The sequence below is a fragment of the Lewinellaceae bacterium genome (assembly GCA_020636135.1).
Taxonomy (GTDB): Bacteria; Bacteroidota; Bacteroidia; order Chitinophagales; family Saprospiraceae; genus JAGQXC01.
This window is the reverse complement of sequence record JACJYK010000001.1, coordinates 3,432,129-3,454,584: the sequence shown is the minus strand read 5'-3', so window position 1 is coordinate 3,454,584 and position 22,456 is coordinate 3,432,129. Positions and strand designations below refer to the sequence as shown.

The window sequence follows — 22,456 nt, the reverse complement described above, 5'->3', positions numbered from 1 at the left end:
CAGCAATGTTGCCTACCGGAATGACTGATTGATCTTCTCGAGTGCGGCTTGACCCGGCACCAGTTCGCGCTCCGTCAGGGCGTTTAATGGGGCGTTAACCGTATTAAAAAGATCATGCAGTGTCTGTGACTCCTGATTCATATAAAATAATCCCGTCAGTATCTCACCATTCGCGACAGCTTCCTGATGTCGACGTAGTGCCGCAAGGTGGTTGGTAGGATCGTGGTCTACGGCCAGTTTATCCAGGCGCAGGGTGCTTCCGTCATGGAGCGTGACCACAGTCCCGCTGCCTGATTCATAATCCACTGTGATCTCTTTCGCTTTGGGGACATAATCCGGAGGTGTAGGGTACTCCATATGATCCCGGATGTATTCGTAAGACTTGGTCGAGCCAACATTGTTGTTGAATGTCACGCAGGGAGAAAGCACATCTATGAATGCAAAGCCGGGGTGACTTAACGCCAGCTTGATCAGAGGGACCAGCTGTTTTTTGTCACCGGAAAAACTCCGTGCTACAAAGCTTGCACGCAGCTCCAGGGCCATACCCACCAGGTCGATGGGGTGGAAGTGATTTTGTGATCCTCCTTTACTGATCGATCCAAAATCTGCCGTTGCCGAATCCTGACCTTTTGTGAGGCCGTAACATCCATTGTTCATGACAATGTAAACCATGTTGAGGTTACGTCGGATCACATGTACAAACTGACCCATACCAATGGAGGCGGAGTCGCCGTCACCGGACACGCCCATGTACAGCAAATCTTTGTTTGCCATGGTGGCACCGGTAGCTACGGAGGGCATTCGACCATGCACTGTGTTAAAGCCATGCGAGTTACTGAGAAAATACGTTGGCGTTTTTGAAGAACAGCCTATCCCTGACAATTTAGCCAGGCGATGAGGTTCGATCGACAGTTCGTAGCAAGCCTGGACAATAGCTCCACTGATGGAGTCGTGCCCACATCCGGCACAGAGGGTAGAGATAGCACCCTCATAGTCCCGCTTGCGGTAACCAACTTTGTTAGCAGGAAGCTCAGGATGGCTGAATACAGGTTTTACATAACTCATAGCGAATCGTTTCTAAGGGCATTAACGGATAAGTGTGCTACAATTTTTGCACAGATGTCGGTCGCAGGAATAGGCATACCGTCATAATGCAGGATCGGGATCAGTTTGGCCGGCGACACATTCAGTTCATTGATCAGCAAGGTCCGCATTTGGGCATCGCGGTTCTGTTCGATCACAAAAATTTCTTCATGATTGTCGATGAAGGACTGTACTTCCTCAGGGAAAGGAAAGGACTTCAAACGCAAAGCATCGACACCAATTTCTTCTTCCTGAAGCAGGTCCATGGCTTCCAGGGCAGCGTAGTAGGTCGTGCCGAAGAAGATGATACCCAGGTTGTGTTGATTTTCGTTGCCAAAATGTTCCGGTTTGGGTACCCAGGACTTGGCCGTCTGCCACTTCTTGACCAGCCGGTCTACGTTACGCACATAGGCATCGCCTTTTTCGGTGTAACGCGCATATTCGTCCCGTGAGGTTCCACGGGTGAAGAAAGAGCCTTTGGTCGGATGGGTGCCCGGCAAGGTGCGGTATGGGATGCCATCACCGTCTACGTCCAGGTAGCGGCCAAATTTTTCCATATTTTCCAGGTCCTCGGCATTCAGAACTTTCCCCCGGTCGTATTTTCGGTTATCATCCCATTTAAGGTCGGGTGTCAGGTGGTCGTTCATGCCCAGGTCCAGGTCAGACATGACAAAGATGACTGTCTGGAAGCGATCGGCAAGATCCAATGCTTCGGCCGTCATTTCAAAACACTCGGTCGGGGTGCTGGGAATGAGCATAATGTGTTTGGTGTCGCCATGGGATGCATAAGCGGAGCTGATCAAATCGGCTTGCTGAGTGCGGGTAGGCATACCGGTGGATGGCCCTCCGCGCTGTACATTGACAATAACAGCCGGAACCTCAGCGAAATAAGCCAATCCGATGAATTCACTCATCAGGGAGACGCCCGGACCGCTGGTAGCCGTGAATGCGCGTGCACCATTCCAGGATGCACCGATCACCATTCCGATCGCCGCCAGCTCGTCTTCGGCCTGGATCACCGCATACCGGTTTTGATTGGTGTCCGGATCCTTGCGCAGTCGCTTGCAATATTTTTCAAAAGCACTGGCGACCGAGGTCGACGGTGTGATCGGATACCAGGCCATAACCGAAGCACCTCCATAGATCGCTCCCAAAGCAGAGGCCAGATTGCCTTCCATCAGGATACGATCTCCGATCAGATCACGGGTCTCGACCCGGATATCCAGAGGGCATTTAAAGTTCTCTTTTGAGTAGTTGTATCCGATGGACAGGGCCAGGTTATTTGGTCCGATCAATTTTTCTTTGGACTTGAAGGTTTGAGCCACAATACCCCGCAGGACATCCATATCCATGTCCAGCAGCGCAGCTAGCGCGCCTACATAGATGATGTTTTTCAGCAATTGTTGTTCGCGTGGCTGTGCGAAATTTTTCATCGCCAGGGTCATCATCGGAATACCCAGGAAATGGATATCGTCACGCATCATCTCCCGGTGCAGCGGCTTCGAGCTGTCGTAAAGGATGTATCCGCCCGGCCGGACCGAAGCGATGTCTTCTTCCAGGCTTTGCGGGTTGACTGCCACGACGAAATCGATGATACCACTGCGTCCGAGGTATCCTTTTTCACTCACCCGGACCTCATACCAGGTGGGCAATCCCTGGATATTGGACGGGAAGATATTCTTGGGTGTTACCGGGATCCCCATGCGGTAAATGGCCTTGGCAAAAAGACCATTTGCGCTGGCTGATCCTGTCCCATTTACGTTGGCAAAGCGAATGACAAAATCATTTACGCGTGAACTGGCGTCAGACATTCTGAGCTTGCTTTTGTTACGTTATAGAAGAATTTTTGCATATCCCAGGCGGCGGTGGGACATCTTTCGGCGCAAAGACCACAATGCAGGCATACATTTTCGTCTTTGACCATGATCCGTCCTGTCTTCAGGATATCGGAGATATAAAGATCCTGCGATTCGTTGTCAGCCGGTGCTAACAGCCGGGCACGCAGGTCATCTTCTTTTCCATTGGTGGTGAATGTGATGCACGAGGTAGGACAGATATCCATGCAGGCATCACATTCGATGCATCTGGAAGTGTTGAATACTGTCTGGACATCGCAGTTCAGACAGCGCTGAGCTTCCTTAAAGCCCAGCACCTGGTCAAAACCAAGCTCGACTTCCACTTTTCGGTTGCTAAGTGTTTTCTTTTTATCGGCATGGGGTACTGCATAGCGCTCGTCGGCAACGACGGCACTGTCATACATCCATTCATGGATCCCCATCTTCTGACTGATCAGGTTCGTCATGGGGGCAGGCCTTTCCCATAAATCTTTTCCCCGGCAGAATAAATCGATGGATATGGCAGCCTGATGTCCATGGGCAACTGCCGTGATCACGTTTTCCGGCCCAAAGGCTGCATCACCCCCAAAGAAAACTTTAGGAAGCGTGGACTGAAAGGTGGTTTTATTCAGAACGGGCAGATCCCACCTGCCGAATTCAATACCCAGATCACGTTCGATCCAGGGAAATGCATTGTCCTGGCCAATGGCAATGATCACGTCGTCGGCTTCGATGAATACATCGGGCTCTCCCGTAGGTACCAGTGAACGTTTTCCCTTGGCATCGAATACCGCCTCCACTTTTTCAAAGATGACTCCTTTCAGTTGGCCATTATCGATAACAAACTCTTTGGGGGGCATATTATTGTAAATCGGGATGTCTTCTCTTTGGGCATCTTCGATCTCCCAGGGTGAGGCTTTCATCGTGTTGAAGGGGCTCCGCACGACGACCGTGACCTCTTCGCCTCCCAGACGACGGGAAGTTCGGCAACAGTCCATGGCTGTATTTCCTCCGCCAAGGATGATTACTTTTTTACCAATGGATTTGGTGTGTTCAAAAGCTACACTTGCCAGCCATTCAATTCCGATATGGACCCGCTTCCCGGCCTCTGCGCGTCCGGGTAATTCCAGATCACGGCCTTTGGGAGCACCGGTGCCTACAAAAATGGCATCGTAATCCTGCTCCACAACCGAGCGCATGGATTGAACAAAGGTGTTGAAATGGGTATGGATGCCCATATCCAGGATGTAATTGACTTCTTCGTCCAGCACTTCTACCGGCAGGCGGAAAGAAGGTATCTGCGTCCGCATCATTCCCCCGCCTTTGTTCCACTCATCGTAGAGGTGAATCTCGTACCCCAAGGGGGCCAGGTCGCGGGCAACGGTAAGTGAGGCCGGTCCACCACCGATCAAGGCTATTTTTTTGCCGTTTTTAGTAGAGGGAGCTTGTGGCATCCGTGATTTTACCTCGCCTTTATTATCGGCTGCCACTCGTTTAAGCCGGCAGATGGCTACCGGCTCGTCTTCTACCCGGCCCCGGCGGCAGGCCGGCTCGCAGGGACGGTCACAGGTGCGCCCCAGAATACCAGGAAATACATTGGATTCCCAGTTGATCATATAGGCGTCCGAATAACGTTCAGCAGCAATCAGACGGATGTATTCCGGAACGGGAGTGTGGGCCGGACAGGCATATTGACAGTCTACCACTTTGTGGAAATATTCCGGATCCTGGATATTGGTAGGCTTCATTGTTCTACAAAACTTTAATGAAGAATTTAATCGTTAATACCGTATTAGGACTGTTGCAAAGTAAAGTATTTTATTGTTAACATATAACAATTTCATAATGATTCAGGGTCAGACTTTGCCGCGATTGGAACTGGTAGCAAACCATGGGGCGATCCGTACCCAGTATTATGAATTACGGGCCCCTCAGATCGCTTTCCCGGAATTGGGTTATATTAACTGCCGGAATCAAATCGTGAAGCATGCAGCGCAGTTCCTGGCTTATACTCCTTATTGCCTTATTTACTACTATAAACTGCAACCCGAAACCTGAGGATAACCGGAAGCCGAATATCTTATTGTTTCTGGTCGATGATATGGGCTGGACAGACACCAGTGTTCCCTTCGCCGATCTGGTCACTGATAATAACCGGTATTTTCATACCCCCAATATGCAGCGCCTGCGCGACATGGGCATGCAGTTTACCCAGGCATACAGCTCCAGCCCGGTTTGCTCTCCAACGCGGACCAGCATTCTGACGGGCATGAATCCGGCCCGCTCCCACATTACCAACTGGATACCCGGGGAAAATAATGACTCGACGGAACATACCCGTTGGGGGTTACCACCTGAATGGAAAATTGACGGCCTCGGTCCCAATGATGTGACCCTGCCAAAACTGTTAAAACAAGCCGGATATGTGAATATCCACATCGGTAAGGCACACTTTGGCCGCGCAGGCACACCGGGGGCAGATCCCCGCAACCTGGGGTTTGACATCAACGTCGGAGGTACTGACGCAGGACACCCGGCCAGCTATTATCCACCCTACGGTGCTCCGGATAACGATCACCATGTGCCGGGCCTTTCCAAGGAAGCTGCTGAGAAGCTGTACCTGAACGACGCATTGACCGTTCATGCGGTTCAATTGATCGATTCGGTCAGCGCTACCGGCAAACCCTTTTTTATGAATATGGCCCATTATGCTCTGCATACGCCGATCCAGGGGGATACTACGCGGCTTGCTCCTTATGTAGATACGATCCACAACCGGGCGCAACAAGCTTATGCAACTATGGTCGAAAGCATGGATGCCAGCCTGGGTAAGATCCTGGACGCGCTGGAGCGGGATGGACAGCTCGATAATACCCTGATCGTATTTATGAGCGATAACGGAGGCCTGGCGACGCATGCCGGTCCGCCGACCACGAATTATCCGTTGGCCTACGGTAAAGGAACCAATCGGGAAGGAGGTATTCGCGTACCCATGCTGGTTGCCTGGAAGGGTAGAATCAAGTCCAAGACAAAATCTGACGTCCCGGTGATCACCGACGACTTTATGCCCACCTTCCTTTCTGTGGCGGGTTTGGCAGACCAGACACCCCGCCTGATCGATGGGGTAGACCTGACACCCCTCTTTTTCCGGACCGGAAATATAAAGGACCGGGCTCTGATCTGGCATTTTCCGCATTACTGGGCATCGAAAAGCATCCGGGATCAGTATCCGGGCATCATTGGCCCATTCAGCGCCATCCGTTACCACCGGTACAAATTGATTTATGATTATGATCGTCAGCGGGCCATGGTATTTGACCTGCAGAATGACGTAGGCGAGACCAATGACCTCATGATGGCATCGGCGGAGATTACCACCCAGCTGATGAAAACACTGCACGAATATTTGCTCCAGGTCGGCGCGCCCATGCCGGTCGATAAGCACAACGGACGGAATATTTATCCGCATTTGTAAACAGAGAAGAAATAAATGCAGGCCAACTTATTCCGAAAAGAAATTGTTCCATAAAAGAGAACCACGTTATCTATGAAAACAGATTCAGCTAGCATTTGTCAGTCCTGTGGTATGCCCTTGCATCGACCAGAAGATCGCGGTAAGGAAGCAGATGGTACGGCCAGTGCAGATTACTGCCGTTATTGTTACCAGAATGGAGCATTTACCGACGCAGGCATTACCCTCGGGGAGAAAATAGCAAAAAACGTTGCGATTGCCGTCAAGATGGGTATTGATCGGAATTCAGCAGAACAATTGGCTCAGACCACATTGCCTGGTCTCAAACGGTGGAATGGAAACACTTAAGATATCGGGATTTGTATCGTAGATTTGGTGCCTTGACCGGGAGAACTGGTTATGTTGATGGTACCATTAAGATGCTCTACCCTGGATCGTACATTCTTTAAGCCTACACCGCCGTTCGCTTCGTTCATCTGAAATCCTTTACCGTCATCCTTTACCGTAATGACCACCTCCTTATCCGTTTTCGACAGGCTGATCCAGGCATGGTCGGCGTTGGCATGTTTCAGCACATTATTGATCAGCTCAAAGGTGATGTTGTAGACCGGATAAGTATAACCCTGAGGCAATTTAAATTCATCAATATCGGCGATCAGATTAAATGCTACCCGGTTACTGCTATTGAGCTGGTTGATCAGATTGGATAGGGCAGGGATGATGCCAATGGACTCGATTTCATCCGGCATCAGATTATGGGAAATAAATCGGATATCGCTGTAAACATCATTGATCAGCTTCAGAGAATTGGTGATGATTTTTTGATTTTTTTCATCTGAAGAATCTTCTAAGGCCTGCAATTGCCACCGGATGGCTGCCACCTTGGTATTCAGGTTGTCATGAAGTTCCGAAGCTACCCGTTGTCTTTCCATCGTCTGACCTTTAATCTGGGCCTCCAGGATCTCTTTGTTTTTGGCTAATAATAATTTATTTTTCTCCCGCAGCCGGACATTGGCCCAGTAAGCTATACTCACCAGGATAAAACTGAGAATAAGAATGCCTACCAGAAAATTACGGGTTTGTTTAAGGTTCTTATTGTTGAGTTCCGTGATCAGCTGCGCATTTTTTTCATTATTGTATTTTGCCTCCAGTTCCGAATAGCGGTTCAATAATTCCTGTTTATTCATGCTATCCTGGGTGTTGGAATATTTTTCGAAATAATCCAGCGCTTTCTCAAAATTTCCTGTCGAACGATAAGTCCAATAAAGTTGATTTTCTGATCGTGCAATTAATTCCGGCCAACCTGTCTCTTTCGCAAATACATAAGCGTTTTGTGCCAGATCAATCGCATCATCATCCTTTCCCTGGTCCAGCAGAATTTCTGATTTGTCAATATAGAGTCCATACCGGTAATTGACATTGCCTTCCGCCTGGGCCAGCGAATCAGCCAGATGCCAGTAGTGGTCGGCAAGCTTATTGTTTTTCAGTCGGTAATACACGTTGGCCAGGCCGGCATAATTATCCGCACGTTTTCCTTCCAAACGATCTTTTTCGATCAGCTTTTTGGCTTGTTCGTAATAGCCCAATGCTTTCGGATAGTCTTCAACCTGAAAAGCACTGTAATAATTATAGTCTCCTAAATAATCGAGGATATAGTACAAGGGTAGGGCATAGTCGGATGCTTCCGCATACGGTCTGGCCTGCTCCAGTATTTTGATGCATTGATCCGGCGAGCCCGAATTACTGATCAGAAACGCCATGTGGACGTAGGTCATGGCTAATTCTCCGGGGTCTATTTTCGCAATTTTCAAACTATCTATGGCCACTGTATAGTCGTCCAGTGCGGCGTTAAACAGTCCGGAGCGGTCTTCAATCCTGGCCCTTGCGCGCAGGTATAAACCGGTAGCCAGCGGAGAAGTAAACTGTTTGGTGTAATCGGCAAATCGCTGAATGTAATCGTTCATCCGGTTATCCCGGCTGTAAGCCATTTGTTCCACCGTACGATTCAGGTTCCAGATGTAGGTCGTATCCAAACCATTAGCCAATTGATCCGCCTGAGTATCACATAACCTGGCCAGAGAATCCAGGTAGGCGTTACTCTGACTTGTTCCATAAGTATGGGCAGAGGTGATCACCATTAACCCCAGGGTGATCCGCGTTATCAAATGTCTAAACCAGACCATACTTGATGGCAAATTTGATGACACCGATGACGTTTTTGACATCCAGTTTTCGCATGATGTTGTGCCGGTGCGTCTCGACGGTGCCTACGGATATGAATAGTTTCTCCGCGATCTCTACACTGGACATTTCCTGGGCGATCAGCTGTATGATCTCCAGTTCCCGTTTGGTCAGCTGGCTCAGCTTTTCTTCTGCATGCAGATCCTGGTGGTGGGTGGAAGGCTGGGTGAGCAGGGACTTCATGACTTCCTGATTGAAGTACATCTGGCCACCGGCAACCATTTTTACCGCCAGTTCCAGTTCCTTGCGGTCTGCTTTTTTCATGACATAGCCGGAGACTCCGGCGCGGTAAGCATCCTGGACGGCATCGCCCTGGTCTGCAACCGTGAGCATAATAACTTTAAGTTCCGGATAGGCATCCTTCACCTGCAACGTGAGTTGTACACCATTCATATACGGCATGGAAAAGTCAGTGATCAGGATATCTGGCTGCTCCTTCTTAAGTCCTTCAACCACCTGTCGCGGATCATTAAACGTTGCTATTACTTCAACACCTTCGATCATATTAAACAGCAAGCTCAAACTGTCCAAAATGATTTGGTGATCATCGACCAGGGCAATGCGAATGGTATTGTTTTTCATGGATTTCTCCGGTTTTTATTGCTTCAGGACAATACTTTACCCTTAACAGGACAAAGTTGGGGTTAACAGGTATTATCGCCAATAACAGGATACCCTCATTTTTTCCAAATAGAATCTACAGGTATACCTATAGAAAATGGTTGTTCCGGATTTTGATCTTATTGCTTCAGTGGTCTGTAGATCCTGAGCGATCAATGTCCAAAATACACTGCTTTTTTTAGCCCTGAAAGTGAACCATTCGGAATAGAGACGAAAACGCCGATTCCGGAGACGAAATGACCAAAGGGTAGGAGAAGCGGGATGTCAGGATGGATGAAGCGCTTCTTCCAGGCGGGAGGTGATTATTTCCAGCGGTGTCTGGATGCTGTATTTGCATTGGATGGTCTCGGTACTCTCGAAGGAAGCATTTTCATAATATTTATTGGCCGGTACACCACCGCCGCAGAAAGAAAAATAGGGACACTTTTCTTCACAATTGCGGATGCCGAGCATAATCTCACCAAACCATTTTTTAAAAAGTGCACTATTCAGTGCCTCACGGAAGCCAGTCTCATGCACGTTGCCTAAAATGAAATTCTGGTAGCCGTCATCCTTTTGTCCCAGCAATTCGGGAGAAAACGTAGAGAAATTCCCGTCGATGTCCACTGAGACGATTTGACAGGGGTTATTCTGCTGGGTCGTGCCGTGCAGTGAAAAATAATCCAGTGGTATAGCCAGTAATTTGCGTTTTGCGTCATCCAGTTCACGTATATGCAGGGGCTGGTCATCCTCCAGTTGCCGCTCATAGAGTTTCTTATAGAACTGTGCCACCAGCTCAAGGGCGGTATCATCCATGGACAGCGACGAGTGGGTGTGAATGCCTTCTATTTCTTCTATGTTCAGACCCAGTTTGGTGACACCCAGATCTTTAAAGAAGGAATAGATCTCATCCGGGTGGTGCATGGCTTCCTGGGTGATCACGGCAATGGCGTGGTAGTTGATGTCGTGGGCGTTCAGGTAGGCAATACCTTCCATGACCTTGCTGAAAGTACTTTTCCCGGAACGGGTCAGCCGGTTGATATCATTAAGGAATTGAGGTCCATCCACACTGATACCTACGTGGATTTGATTTTCTTTGATGAACGCACACCATTCGTCATTTAAAAGCATGGCATTGGTTTGGATGTGGTGATTCACCCGTACGGCGGCAGGAATCCTTTCACGGATCAGCGGAAATAATTCCTGGTAGTAGGCGAGTGGAACAGCCAGTGGTTCTCCGGCATGCCATACTACACTGACCTCGGTACCGAATAAGTGATCTGCCATCAACCGGTCGATGGTTTTCTCGACCGTCTCACGAGCCATCCGGCGCTTATTCATCCGGTCCGGCAAGTAGCAATACTTACAATTGATGTTGCAAAAGGGAGATCCCTGCAGGATCAATAATTCAACCGGTCCGATGGTGTGATTGCTCTTCATGACGAATGGTTTGCGTTAGTTTTGGTTAAGCGATGCGAATTGGATCAATAGTTACCCCAGTTATCCCAGTTACCCCAGTTGTCCCAATTTGCCCAGTTGTCCCAGTTACCCCAGTTATCCCAGTTGCCCCAATTGTCCCAGTTGTCCCAGGAAGAAGCTGCATCACCGGGTTGCTGGCTGGCGTACACCAAATTTTTAACGGATTTGTCAAGATCAGTACGGTCAGCGGCCTGGATGGACTGGCGGATACGCAGCACGCGGTCATTGAATGTTTCCGGAGTGTTGTGGACCGGTTTTGAAAACAAACCGAATGGAACTAATCCCAAAACGACGACGAAGATTTTTTTCAAGGTTGACATGATATGTTGTTTTTTAAAGGTGAATAATTTGTTGAATCAAAGATCCGGGTTCTGCGGCTCAGGCTAAATCCCGGCTTCCACCGATTTCCCCTGGAGGATACGTAGATTCCGGTATCAGGGTAAACCTGTATGGATATCCCCTGTGTTATCTAGTTTGGTACCAATAGCTTTTTGACACGCTGAAATAATGAGATTCTTTGCGCAGGTTTTACGTTAAAATAGGACCGCAGGGTGATCTGAACATCCTGGTATTGCTGGCCGACCGAGCTGCCATCGTGGATGATGTTCTCGGTCGGTGCGATATAGGCCTCGAAGGGTTGTAGCTTTATGCGCACCACGGGATAGTCCGGGAATCGCTCCAGAAAAGCCTGGATCAGTGTCCGCGGCCTGGATTCCCGGGGAAGGTTGCAAAGTTGCTGCAGCTGGTGGATCTCCTGGTTTATAAACAGAAAATAACGTGGACTTTGCCCCAGGTTAATGCAGAGGCGATTGCGGGTGGTTGGCAGTTCATCCAGCGGCTGTTTCTCCCAGCTGTCCAGATGCAAGCCCAGGTATCGTTTCTCCTTTGGATTATAGGTTACCGTTTCCAATCCTTTTGGGATGCAGGCGATCCGGTGGGTGATCAGGGGCTCCGGAGTCCGCTGAAATTCCAGAGCCCAGGATTCGGTTTTGGCTACCGCGGTGGCGTAGGCCGGATGGTGCATGACCTGCAATACTTCCGCTTCGTTGTTTGCTGTATGGATCCCGGTTGCCTTCCAGGCCTCGATCAGGGTGGCGGGGAGTTTCCAGAGCCCGATACTTTGGTAGGGGAGGTTTTCATCGGATTTCGCGAGCAGGATGCCGGCTTCCGTTTTCGTCATTTTGCGCCATGGCAGGGCTGGCACATAGGTGTTTTCGGCGGCAGGAAGTCCATTGAGTTCCTGGACCTGCCTGGTGCCCTGGCTTAATTCGATGCGCTCGTCCACGGGTAGTGAGCTGAATATTTTCATTCCTGGTTGCATGTCGTATGTTTTTTTGATTGTTGATAATTATTGCAGGTAGTAGGTTATCCCCAGTTGGGTCGTTAAGAATTGAAAGTCAGTTTTCTCTCCCGGGTCGTATTCGATGCCGCTGGCGGTGATGTTACTGTATTGACCAAAGCGGCCGAAGAACCCCAGGTCGATCGCCAGGTTCCGCATGGGATAATAAAGGAGTCCTGCGCCTGCATTTAAGGCAAGTCCGGATAATTTGAGCAGATATTGTTGGGTGTAGAAATCATCCGGTAAATAGACCGGATCCATTTTTAGCATGGATTGCCCGGCACCCCCTTCGAGGTATAACCGGACAGGCTTTAAGGTGGCTCCGAAGTTGATGCGCAGGTTGAGGAGGACCATCTGGCTCGAATAGGCGGACCAATCATTTTTGAGATCACTGTTCAAATGGTTTGCTTTTGAATAGGCCAGTGAAACTTCCAGTTTTTCCGTAAAACCATAGCCAATTCTGGCACCGAAGCCCCAGGCGCTGGGTGCCGCTTCATTGAGGCCCTGGAAAAAACTGCTTCCGGTGGACCACTGCGTGTGTTTTCCAAGAACACCAATAGAAAACCCGTAAGTGCTGGATTTTAATTCCTGACTTTTTAATCCGGAAATTCCAGATAATAAAAAGGTCAGGCCAAGGAAGTAATTCTTTATTTTCATCGCTTTTGGTTTTTATTTTTTAATGATTAATGACAATTTTCATTCGGTGATTTTTATCTGAGCCGTACGGCCTTTAATTTTCATTTTTTGAACTACGGCACCTTCGTGGAAGATGATTTCTTCATAACCATTGTTGCTGTAGGTGGGATATTGGATGGGGATCCATTGCCCATCGACGGTTTCGACCTGGATAAACTGCACTGCCAGGAATGCTTTAGCCCGGTCACGCGAAGAGCGTGCGTCCTTGACAATGCCCCGGATGCGGGCGCCTCTGGCAATGACCAGCTCGCCACCGGCATAGACCGGAGTTTGATTGATCAAATAAATGGTTTCATTTTTTTGGCTGTTATCTGAGGATACGGATTTGGCAAATGAACCGTCAATTTCCATCGAAGGGATCTGGACGGAAATAGTCCGTGATTTTTTGACCGGTGGCACTGATTCCACCATTTCCTTTGCCGGTGGCACTGCTGTGGTTTTTTCCGGAGACTTGATTTCTTTTTCCGGTTGTTGAGGGGAGGCTTTCGTCACCGGATTATCTCCGGAAGTATTGATGGGGTCGGAAGGTTTTGTCTCCTGAACCTCTGGGGTCCTCGGTGGATCGTTTTCCCGGGCATTAAGGGGTGGCTTTTTTGCGGGTTTTTCATCTTCTTTTTTGGATGGGTTTTCATCTTTTATTTCTTCGGTCGGAATTTCCGTGGGAGACGACTCCCGGAGTGTCTCATTTTGCTGGGAAGACCACGCATTCATCGCCTGGGAGATCTGGTCATCCGTAGCCAGCTCCTTGCTATGACCGGTAAGTTCCTCTTCCAGCTGCAGGTTGTCGTGTTTTGGCCTGACCAGGCTGACAAATAACAGGATGAGCGCACAGGCCATAGAAGCCAGAATGATTTTCCCTTCCAGGGATCTCCAGTGAAATTGCCTCAACAGAGCGGTTGCCGGCTGCCGGATATTTTTTTCTATCCACTCCGGAGTATTCCATTGACCGGCAAAGCCTGTATCCGGCCTGGCTGCGGTTTCTTCCCATTGAATGCGGCCGTAGCGGGCGATTTCTTCCAGGTCAGTGATCAGTGCGCCCGTCGACGCGTACCTTTTTGCCGGATTTTTCTGCAACAGGTTTTTGATGATCCGGTTCAATTTCAGGGCATCGGCTGAATTGTATTTCAGGCTGAATGAAGGGGTCTTTTGGAGGATTTCGGTGACCAGCGTAGCGTCGGATTTTCCATTAAAAGGCAGCTGGCCATACAGCATTTCATAACCTACCATACCGACGGCATAAAGGTCTGATGCCACGGAGGGTGATGCACCCTGCAGCAGCTCGGGTGCCAGATAATGCGTGGTTCCAATGACGTGATGCATCTTGGTCATCCGCGCACTTGCTTCCAGGCGGGCAATGCCAAAATCCATCAGCTTGACATAGCCTTCGTGGTTGATCATGATGTTACCCGGCTTGATGTCCCGGTGGATTATTCCTTTGGTGTGGGCATGCTGAAGTCCTTCAGCCAGTTGCAGCAGGATCTGGGCGATAGCCTTCACCGGCAGTTCCGGCCGCTGTTTGAGGATTTTCTCCAGGTTGTATCCATGGACGTATTCCATCACCAGGTAATCCCTTTCATCCACTTCCATAAACTGGTACAGTGTGGCGACATTGGGATGATTGATCCGTGCGGATAACAGTGCTTCATTTTTAAAGCGTGAGAGGAGCACTTCATCGCGGCTAAGGTGTTCATGCAGGACCTTAACTGCAACCTCCCTTTCGAGGATGATGTCTTTTGCCCGGTAGACGGTACCCATTCCGCCTTCTCCGACGAGTTCAATAATTTGCAGATTGCCTATGCGTTGCCCGATCATGATCTTTCGTTTAGAAATTGAGTAGGATATTCGGAGACGGTATTTTCTTCCAGGGTAGTGACCAACAGGACCGTGAGATTGTCGTGACCGCCGCGATCTTTGGCGCCCTGTATCAGTCGTTCGGCTGCTTCGTGCAGCTTGTAGGTTGACAAGATTTGCAGCATTTCTTCGCTGGTAAAATATTCGTACAGTCCATCGGTACAAAGCAGTAACTGACTGCCGGGCGTCATCGGAAATTCGGCACGGAACACGTCTGCTTTACGGTCAGCCTGGGTGCCCAGAGCGCGGGTGAGGACATTGCGTTGCGGATGGTGAACAGCTTCAACCGGGTCGATTTTACCTGCATCCAGGAGGTCCTGTACATAAGTATGATCGGTGGTGAGCTGGTAGAGGTGATTATCCTGCATCAGATAGGCACGGCTGTCACCGATGTGTGCTACGAATAATGCATTATCCAGGATCGCGACGGCGGTACAGGTAGTACCCATACCCAGTCTTTTTTCGGAGCGGCTGGCTTCCTGAAAGATTGCCTGATTAGCCTGGACCATGGCATTCGCTAAAGCGTCCGCAGTAGGAAGTGTTGCTGCGTAGTAATTTTGTTTGATCAGTTTTACTGCCATGGAGGAGGCCACTTCACCTGCAGCGTGCCCTCCCATGCCATCTGCTACGATCGCCAGATGACCTTTTGCTTTGCGCTGGCCCGGATCGGTAGGCCGGTAGAAGAGGACCTGATCTTCATTGTTGGTCCGGATATTGCCCAGATCGGTCAGCGCAATGGCGCGATAGTCGGTAGATTCTTTCGACTCGGGCTTGGTTGACTTTTTGTTTTTACGCCAGAACATGTGATAATTTTTATGGCCTTTTTATCGGTTTGTTTTCAATTTTTCGATCCATTTATTCCAGAATGCGCCAGCCGATTTACCCTCCATTTGCTGGAGCAATTCATTGGCGCTCCAGCGGTTTTCAGGTCGTACCGCTAATAATTTCCGGATGATCTTTTTGGTTGATTTATTAAGCCCGGGAGAAAATATTTCCAGAGGTAAATAATCTCCCTTTTGAATTTTAGCACGCAATTCGAATTCCGTGGCAGCTGAAAAAGGAAGATGTCCCGTCAACATTTGATAAAGTAAAATGCCCAGGGCCCACAGATCGATTTTATGGGAATAATCCTGCTTAAATTGTTCAGGAGCCAGATAGGGCGTTGAGCCGATGACAAATCCTTCAGCTGTCAGTTTTTCAGAAAATTGCGCTTTGGCTATTCCAAAGTCCAGCAGTTTAACCTGCCCGGATTTTGTGATCTTGAGGTTGGACGCTTTCAGATCGCGGTGAATAATTTGTTGGTCATGCAGGTATTTTAATGCTGTAGCTATTTGAAGGGTGATTTTTAAAGCGAACGATTCCGGTAATTTTCCATGGTGCTGAATTAGTTTTTCCAAGGTCAGACCTTCCACATATTCCATGACCAGATAGGCCTCTTTTTCATGTTGCTCGAATTTGATGAACTGTGCAATACCAGGGTGGTGGATGGAGGCCAGGATTCGTGCTTCTTCGATGAAACGCTTACTCATATCGGAACGGTGGAGCCATTTTACTGCGACCGGCTTTCCGGTGCTCTGGTCAATGCATTGGTAAACATCTCCCATTGCACCGGATCCTAGTCTTTCAATAATCAGCAGATCCCGTAGTTTATGTTTGAGTGCGTTCATCGTAAGGTTATCTAAGATTTGCAGATTCGTACTGTTAAGTAGCGGGGAGTTACTGAATAACCCGCTGGGTTTTCATCAATTCAATCCCGTAACGGATGGGTACGGCAAAGGTGATGGCTGTAGAGCCGTCCCAGCGACCGGCAGAAAAGATGGCTATCACATTACCGTCCTTATCGAATACCGGGCCGCCGCTGTTACCTGAACCGGTCTCGCTGGTCGTCAGCTGATAGACGTCACCGAATGAGCTGTAGTAACCTTCTGTATTCTGACCGGATAGTTGGGTCTGGCCTTTGATGACCTTACCAATGCTGCAGTCTGTCACGGTAGGATCCGGAACCTGGATGACCTGGGAGCTGCGGTTAAACACATCTTCACTGGACTTGACCACGACGGCTTCGGGTGAGATGGCTGGATAACCCATGACCACAACTTTTTGACCGGCCTGGATGTCATCGTCTTTTTCCCGCAGTTTGACCGGTTCCAGTTCGCCGGGGAGGTCGATTTTGATCATGGCTACGTCATGGGTATTGCTTACCCGCACGATCTTGGCTGGGGTGCGCAGGTCGTTTTTGGCGAAGGTGACATCCATATAGGTGACCTGACCTTCCAGGATCTTGCCGGAGATGGGTTTCTGACCGAACAATTTGGATTCAGCAGGTACCCAGTCGGACGGTGCATCCACCTGACCCGCCATTTCAACTCCTTTCGCACCAAAGCGTAACAGGATTCCTTTTTGGGCGTCCGGAGGAAAATGATAGGCAGTATTCCAGTTGGCGGCTACGTGGCGGTTGGTGAGGATAAATCCGTTTTTATCGACAACAAATCCTGATCCGGTAGCTTGTGATACGGCGATCGGCCTGCCTATCGGTGTGTTTTTCTTCAAACCGAGCAATGGTTCGATCTTACCGTTGTATTCGATGTAAAGAGGGAGCTGGAATTTCTGTTTGGTCTTTTTATCCTCCTGCTCCATATACTGGTGGTAAACATCGTCACCGGTCTCGGTGTGGATCAGTTTGTATCCGAACTCGATGAAGACCACTTTATTCATATTGTTGGCAGCGATTTCCGCCGGATTGAAGAAATCTTTAACGACGGTGGTGGTATTGTCAACGATGACGGGATCTTTAAACAGTTTGTCCTTAAAGGCAAATCCACCAGCAGCAATGATGATCACCAAACCGAGAATGGAAGCGACCAGCGTCCTGGATGAACGTGAACGTTCCACTTTGATGGCGCGCTCGAAAGTTTGCTTTCCGATGGAATCTTTTACCGGAGGCGTGGCGCTTGCCTGCAATTCTACCGGTATCAGCTCCTCGGTAGCTTTGCCACCACCGATGGAAACCATCCGGGTAGCAGCCAAATGGCTTGCCGGGCGTGGATTCAGGTCAAATTCAAAGGAAGGACCGTTGGAACCCATCCGGATGGTATCACCGGCATGCAGTTCTTTAGGACCGGATATCTTTTCATCATTTACGTACGTTCCGTTGGTGGAGTTGAGGTCCTCGATCTGGTAGTGTTCGAAGTCGGTCCAGGTGATCAATGCATGTTTGCGACTGACCATGGCATCACTTTCGGGGTTGAATTGAATGGCATTCGAGCTTTCACGCCCAATGGACAACTGGTCCGTTTGGTCGAAGTTGAATTCTTCGATTTGGTTCACCTTGCTTCCGCTCAGGTGTTTGATGATGATTTTATTTTGTGCTTTCATGATAAAGGTGATTTTTGATTTATTGTACAGTACAAAGATCGACCTGGATCATGGCGGGGTATATCCTTGAAATTGTGGATTGTGGGATGGGTATTCCTTGAAATTGATCTATGGGTAAACCTGTAAGCAGATATGTAGAGAAGGTATTAAATAGTTGAAAAACAACTATTTATCAGATGTATGGGCCATTATGTGCTGATTGGAAACCGGAAGCCTGGGATAAGCGGGTGTCAATAAATAAGCCAGGGTCACCTGACCAGTAACATTTTCCCAAAAGCACTGGGTATATGGAAATCTGGTTTTACGGATTCCGGCTTGATCCAGGAAATCCAGTTCACCTGATTATCATGACCTTCTACAGGGTAATAGTCCCCACGAAACAGGCCTGCTTCCATTTCATCACCACGGAGAATGCCCATTTCACGCAATGCCTGCAGGCTGATCCGCCCTTCCACCGTATAATGATCATCCGTATGCGATGCCTTAACTTCCAGGTCCTGTTCCGGCCATTCCCAGTCGAAATCAACCTTGCGGTAATAACGGGCAATGTAATCCAGCACCCTTCCCCGGGGATCCATCTCCAGGCAATAGTAAGGGTCCATGCCTCCATTGGCCTTAAAAAAGATCTCCACCCGGTCCGATGGCAATACGCCGCGTTTATCGTCCGGATCGCCGGGGGCGATGATGTTTTCATCCTCCGCATGAAACAGGAAATAGAAATTGACCTCGTCCCACAGGGCCTGAAATTGGGTATGTGGTACAGAGCCTTCATTCCATGGTGCGGAAAAATCTTGCAGGATGGGTGCCTGCGTCCATTGCTGGTCAACGCCCATCCCCGTTATGGTCAGTGAATGGTGGGTATAGGGTACTTCATAACTTTTCATGTTGCCCGGGATCAATGTCAAAATAATGGAATAAAGGATTGAATACATCTTGCATTTCTATTTCATTAAAACCACACACCTCACACCCCATACCGCACACCTCACACCACATACCACACACCCCATACCGCATCCTCCACACCACTGCAGCACAAACGGCTTCACTCCTTTCTCCTTTCTCCTTTCTCCTTTTTCCCCCTGCTACCTCTAATTCGAATTACTCACAAACGCCACATACCTTCCATCCGGTGACCAACTTGGCGTATTGATGGTGCCCTGCCCACCATAGAGGTAAGCAACGACCCGGGGAGTGCCTCCTTCGATGGGCATGGTGCGTAAATAGACCTGTTTGTAGAAGGGATGATCCCCGGAATTAACCTCCGGCAGAAAACTGACAAATATCATGGACTTGCCATCAGGCGTAGGGTGGGGGAACCAGTCGTTCAACTCATCGAAAGTGAGTTGGGTCTGGTCACTGCCATCGGGACGCATGCGCCAGACCTGCATGGTGCCGGTGCGATTGGAATTAAAATAGATGTATTGGCCATCCGGGCTGTATTCGGAGCCATCATCCAGGGTCGGCGTGTGAGTCAGTGGCGTTTCCACTTTGGTAGCGATGTCAATTTGATAAATATTAAAATGACCGTTGCGCTGAGCGGTATAGATGAGTTTCTTTTTATCGGGTGACCAGCCATGGAGATACGAATGACCTACTCCCGGGCCGGTGATTTGTTCCGGGTGGTCTGAACCCGCAGCGGGCAAGATGTACACGGTGGAGCTGTTTTCATCCTGGGAGTTCTGGCTGCTGATGCCCAGCATTTCTCCATCGAAAGAGAGTACGTGATCGTTGTTGTTGTTGGTTACCGGGCCGGTGTTGAGTGGATGGATCTCTCCACTGGCAAATTCATAGGTGTACAGCAGGCCGTTGGAATTAAAGATCAACCGCTTGCCATCTGGTGTCCAGTTAGGTGCCTGCAGCGAATGCGCTGAGGTGAACAGAACGCGTCGTTCTCCGGTGCTTACCTCCAGCAATTCCACCCGGCTGCCCAGGTAATTGCGGTAGGGTACCAGGCCCTCATAGGCCGGTTTGGTGATGCGAACATTGCGGTAGACAGCACGCTCGGTGACGTCCGCATTATGCGAACAGACATAGATGCCGGCAAAAACTTCAGTTCGCAGATTGATATCATTTACCTCGATGGTGGTAAAGGGCTGTCCAAATTTTGCGGTAGAGAACAGGAAGGTGCTACCCCGGCGTTCCAGCTGCAGGACATCCGGCGCCTGGGCATCAGACCGGAGTTCCTCGGTATCCCCGCCGGTCGTCCGGCGGTATTGCAGGCTGGTCAACCCGTCGCCGTGGACGGTACCATTCACATGGGGTGAACCGGTCTCCAGATTATTGCGCACCATCCAGCCCACCTTGCGGTGCGGATCAACGCCATCGCCAATGAAATGGACTTCTGCGCGCAGAATAAAATCTCCCTGAATGGATTTCCAGACGTATTGAAACTGATCCTCGCCGAACCACATATTGGTTCCTGAACCAGATAGGAGATAGGTCTCATCGTGGGGATCAAATACGACGCTACCAGGATGCTTAACGGCACCTACATCAAGGTGATTGTCAAATATACCCAGGGGCTGGGCCAGGACAAAGGACTGTAATGCAAACATAGCGGAGATAAGGCTAATAAACGTTTTCATAAGAGGCTATTCTATTGCCCACATCCCCAGACTGGGGATCTGCCGGGCCTTGTTTAATACAGCCTTAAATTACGGAACCTTTGGAAAATGTCCGGATAAAACGCACGCCGAATTGATCTCTGGTGTGCGCAAACTTATTTTACATTCCCCATCATTCGCTTCATCCAGGGCACCAGAGCCAGCATGATCAGTCCAGCCAGTACACTGGTTCCACAGACTGCCAGGAAGATGAATTTTAGGTCGAATGACTCAAACAATCCACCCACACGGCCTCCAATGAAATTTCCCAGCGAGGCTCCCAGGAACCAAATGCCCATCATTTGCCCTACGATACGTTCCGGGGCCAGTTTAGTCATGGCGCTTAGTCCGACCGGAGAGAGGCAAAGTTCACCTACGGTATGAAGAAAATACACCGACAGTAGCCAAATAACACCTACTTTTTCTGTTCCGGCATCGAGTCTCATGGCGGCGGGAACGAGGACCAGGTAGCCCAAACCGACGAAGATGAGTCCCAATGAAAATTTTAATGGAGTCGAAGGCTCCTTATTATTCCGGTTCAGAGACATCCAGATCCAGGCAAAGACGGGTGAAAGGAGGATGATCCATACGGAATTGACCGACTGCCACAGGGTTGACGGAAAGCTAAACCCAAACACCTGGTTATTGGTGAAGCGATCTGCAAACAGGGTCAGGGTAGAGCCTGCCTGCTCAAAGGCAGACCAGAATAATGCTGCTGCCAGAAAGAAAATGATGATGGCGACAATGCGTTTTTTTTCTTCGCTGGAAAATCCACCCTGGCTGAATAAAAACCCAAAATAAACGATAGGTATAAGCAGGAGGATGACTCCGATGGCATTGGAGGTCCTGGTGATGGTCAGGGTAGCGAGTCCGGTGAAATGCCCGATCAGGATCAGGATCACGGCAATGCCGAGGTACATCATCGCCTTTTTCAGCAGTGCCTGCTGTTTGGCATGTTCCTCGTTGGTGCCACTGCGTTTATGCAGCCCGATATCTCCCAGGTATTTGGCACCCATCCGGTATTGGATCAATCCCAGGACCATACCGATGGCAACGGCCAGGAACCCTAGCCTCCAATTGATCGGCTGCCCGATGAGGGAAGAGGCAATGATCGGGGCCAGGAATGCCCCCAGGTTGATACCCATATAAAATATGGAAAAACCGGCATCGCGGCGTTTGTCCTCTTTGCTGTACAAGGCGCCAACCATGGTGCTTACGTTAGGCTTCAGAAGTCCGGTCCCAATGGCCACAATTCCCAGTCCGGTAAAGAAGGTGCCGGTCCCAAAGGGAAGCGCCAGACAGAGGTTGCCTGCGGCGATCAACACACCACCCCAGAAAACCGCATTCCGCGCACCAAGGAATTTATCGGCGATCCATCCACCGGGTAAATTTGTCATGTAGACGACGGAAGTGTAAAGGGCGTACAGGGCGCCCGCTTCGACCACGCTCAATCCCAGGCCCGGGTTATCAGCGGTAACGGCCGCGGTCATGTAGAGGATCAGCATGGCCCGCCCCCCGTAATAGCTGAAGCGTTCCCACATTTCAGTGAAGAATAAGGTGGCTAATCCCCGGGGATGCCCAAACCATTGTTTTTCCATTGCTGCCGTCATGTCCAGTTTTGCTTTTGGTACTTAGGAGAGAAAGATAGAAAAAAAGTTCTATTCAATAATTGGCGAATAGCCGAATAGCTACAGGTTGAACAAATGGTTGCGCGATAATCTTGCTATCCATTTCATCACAGCTATTTGATGACCAGCAGTTTTTTTCGCTGAACCAGATCACCGACTCTTAATTCATAGACATACGTGCCTGAAGACAGCGGTGTGGCATCAATGTGTTATTCATGCGTTCCCGCGTGTTGAAATTCCTCTCTGAGCAA

General features: G+C 49.5%; 18 protein-coding genes. 2 read left to right on the top strand and 16 right to left on the bottom strand.

Annotated elements, in window-relative coordinates; genetic code table 11:
• Window positions 1-12: 12 nt before the first annotated feature.
• From H6570_13325 to H6570_13315, 3 genes are read right to left on the bottom strand one after another with little or no spacing between them, the layout of a single operon-like run.
• The gene (locus tag H6570_13325; GenBank protein MCB9320258.1) at window positions 13-1,065 is read right to left on the bottom strand and encodes a 2-oxoacid:ferredoxin oxidoreductase subunit beta; all 1,053 of its coding nucleotides are present in this window, start codon (window positions 1,063-1,065) and stop codon (window positions 13-15) included.
• Window positions 1,062-2,894 (bottom strand): 2-oxoacid:acceptor oxidoreductase subunit alpha, encoded by a 1,833-nt coding sequence (locus H6570_13320; protein MCB9320257.1) that lies wholly within the window; start codon window positions 2,892-2,894, stop codon window positions 1,062-1,064. Before H6570_13320 ends, H6570_13325 begins: the two co-directional genes overlap by 4 nt.
• The gene (locus H6570_13315; protein MCB9320256.1) at window positions 2,870-4,666 is read right to left on the bottom strand and encodes an FAD-dependent oxidoreductase; all 1,797 of its coding nucleotides are present in this window, start codon (window positions 4,664-4,666) and stop codon (window positions 2,870-2,872) included. The genes H6570_13320 and H6570_13315 overlap by 25 nt, the downstream gene beginning before the upstream one ends.
• Before the next feature lie 239 nt (window positions 4,667-4,905).
• Here H6570_13315 and H6570_13310 point away from each other — a divergent pair, with 239 nt between their 5' ends.
• Window positions 4,906-6,393: a sulfatase gene (locus H6570_13310; protein ID MCB9320255.1), complete on the top strand. Its 1,488-nt coding sequence runs from the start codon at window positions 4,906-4,908 to the stop codon at window positions 6,391-6,393.
• Window positions 6,394-6,465: 72 nt separating this feature from the next.
• On the top strand, window positions 6,466-6,738 hold the full coding sequence (locus H6570_13305; protein ID MCB9320254.1) for a zinc ribbon domain-containing protein: 273 nt from the start codon (window positions 6,466-6,468) through the stop codon (window positions 6,736-6,738).
• Here the strand turns inward: H6570_13305 and H6570_13300 are convergent.
• The 13 genes from H6570_13300 to H6570_13240 form a co-directional block, all read right to left on the bottom strand.
• Complete coding sequence (locus tag H6570_13300; GenBank protein MCB9320253.1) at window positions 6,735-8,573, bottom strand: hypothetical protein; 1,839 nt, start codon at window positions 8,571-8,573, stop codon at window positions 6,735-6,737. The two genes, H6570_13305 and H6570_13300, sit on opposite strands and share 4 nt — an antisense overlap.
• Window positions 8,560-9,213 carry a response regulator transcription factor gene (locus H6570_13295; protein MCB9320252.1) on the bottom strand — a complete coding sequence of 218 codons (654 nt, stop codon included), beginning with the start codon at window positions 9,211-9,213 and terminating at the stop codon, window positions 8,560-8,562. Before H6570_13295 ends, H6570_13300 begins: the two co-directional genes overlap by 14 nt.
• A gap of 303 nt (window positions 9,214-9,516) precedes the next feature.
• The gene (gene grrM, locus H6570_13290; protein ID MCB9320251.1) at window positions 9,517-10,671 is read right to left on the bottom strand and encodes a GRRM system radical SAM/SPASM domain protein; all 1,155 of its coding nucleotides are present in this window, start codon (window positions 10,669-10,671) and stop codon (window positions 9,517-9,519) included.
• Window positions 10,672-10,715: 44 nt separating this feature from the next.
• Window positions 10,716-11,030 carry a hypothetical protein gene (locus H6570_13285; GenBank protein ID MCB9320250.1) on the bottom strand — a complete coding sequence of 105 codons (315 nt, stop codon included), beginning with the start codon at window positions 11,028-11,030 and terminating at the stop codon, window positions 10,716-10,718.
• 149 nt (window positions 11,031-11,179) lie between these two features.
• The gene (locus H6570_13280; protein MCB9320249.1) at window positions 11,180-12,031 is read right to left on the bottom strand and encodes a hypothetical protein; all 852 of its coding nucleotides are present in this window, start codon (window positions 12,029-12,031) and stop codon (window positions 11,180-11,182) included.
• A 27-nt stretch (window positions 12,032-12,058) separates the two neighbouring features.
• Window positions 12,059-12,706: an outer membrane beta-barrel protein gene (locus tag H6570_13275; GenBank protein ID MCB9320248.1), complete on the bottom strand. Its 648-nt coding sequence runs from the start codon at window positions 12,704-12,706 to the stop codon at window positions 12,059-12,061.
• 39 nt (window positions 12,707-12,745) lie between these two features.
• Window positions 12,746-14,557: a protein kinase gene (locus tag H6570_13270; protein MCB9320247.1), complete on the bottom strand. Its 1,812-nt coding sequence runs from the start codon at window positions 14,555-14,557 to the stop codon at window positions 12,746-12,748.
• Window positions 14,554-15,399, bottom strand: a complete 846-nt coding sequence (locus H6570_13265) for a Stp1/IreP family PP2C-type Ser/Thr phosphatase (GenBank protein ID MCB9320246.1) — start codon at window positions 15,397-15,399, stop codon at window positions 14,554-14,556. Before H6570_13265 ends, H6570_13270 begins: the two co-directional genes overlap by 4 nt.
• Before the next feature lie 21 nt (window positions 15,400-15,420).
• Window positions 15,421-16,263, bottom strand: a complete 843-nt coding sequence (locus H6570_13260) for a serine/threonine protein kinase (protein MCB9320245.1) — start codon at window positions 16,261-16,263, stop codon at window positions 15,421-15,423.
• A gap of 49 nt (window positions 16,264-16,312) precedes the next feature.
• Window positions 16,313-17,971 carry a trypsin-like peptidase domain-containing protein gene (locus H6570_13255; protein ID MCB9320244.1) on the bottom strand — a complete coding sequence of 553 codons (1,659 nt, stop codon included), beginning with the start codon at window positions 17,969-17,971 and terminating at the stop codon, window positions 16,313-16,315.
• A gap of 248 nt (window positions 17,972-18,219) precedes the next feature.
• Entirely contained in the window at window positions 18,220-18,855 is a 636-nt protein-coding gene (locus tag H6570_13250) for a carbohydrate-binding family 9-like protein (GenBank protein ID MCB9320243.1), read from the bottom strand.
• A gap of 207 nt (window positions 18,856-19,062) precedes the next feature.
• A complete protein-coding gene (locus H6570_13245) occupies window positions 19,063-20,559 on the bottom strand; it encodes a TolB family protein (GenBank protein ID MCB9320242.1) in 1,497 nt (498 codons plus the stop codon).
• A 134-nt stretch (window positions 20,560-20,693) separates the two neighbouring features.
• Window positions 20,694-22,187, bottom strand: a complete 1,494-nt coding sequence (locus H6570_13240) for a peptide MFS transporter (protein MCB9320241.1) — start codon at window positions 22,185-22,187, stop codon at window positions 20,694-20,696.
• Window positions 22,188-22,456: the final 269 nt, after the last annotated feature.